This window comes from Neisseria sp. P0021.S007, from assembly GCF_051956855.1.
Genome location: NZ_JBQCXA010000653.1, coordinates 1 through 642, shown reverse-complemented (window position 1 = coordinate 642; position 642 = coordinate 1). Strand labels below are relative to the sequence as shown.

The window sequence follows — 642 nt, the reverse complement described above, 5'->3', positions numbered from 1 at the left end:
AAATAGGCGATATATTCGCGCGTGCTCATGGTGGAAGTCACCGTGCGCTCCTGCATATCGAAAATGTTTTCAATCAGATAGTGTTCTTGTTCTTTCAATACACCAGCCTGCGCGCCTGCATCAACAACGGCATAAATATCTTCCGAAGTCAGCTGCTCCTGACGGACGGTTGAGATTTTGAAGAGTTTGAATATTGCGTTTGCCAACCCGTCAAAAATCCAGACAAGGGGCTTTAAGATAAAAATCAAAAACATCATCGGACGGACGATGCGTACCGCCACCGCTTCGGGATGGGTCATTGCCATACGCTTGGGCATCAGGTCGGCAATTAAAATAAAGCTACCTGTAACCAGCGAGAAGGTCAGCAAAGAGGCAGCTGTGCTGCCCCAACTGCCTGCGTTCTCCAACAGTTTGCCAAAATATGGCCGTATTGCCGCCTCGCCGACGATACCGGCAAGAATGGCGACGGCGTTCAATCCGATTTGGACGACAGTAATAAAACTGCCTGGCTGCTGCTGCATATTGATTACGTCAAGCGCGCGCGTATCGCCGCCGTCTTTCGCCATGACCTGCAATTTGATTTTACGTGCCGAGGCAAGCGCGAGTTCGGAACAGGACACAAACGCGCTAATGACAATCAGC

General features: G+C 50.3%; 1 protein-coding gene. It reads right to left on the bottom strand.

What is annotated here, in order from left to right; all coding sequences use genetic code 11:
• Window positions 1-641, bottom strand: a 641-nt coding sequence (locus ACTHUR_RS15195; RefSeq protein ID WP_440399459.1) for a CNNM domain-containing protein, incomplete at its 3' end; no start/stop codon positions are given.
• Window position 642 lies beyond the last annotated feature (1 nt).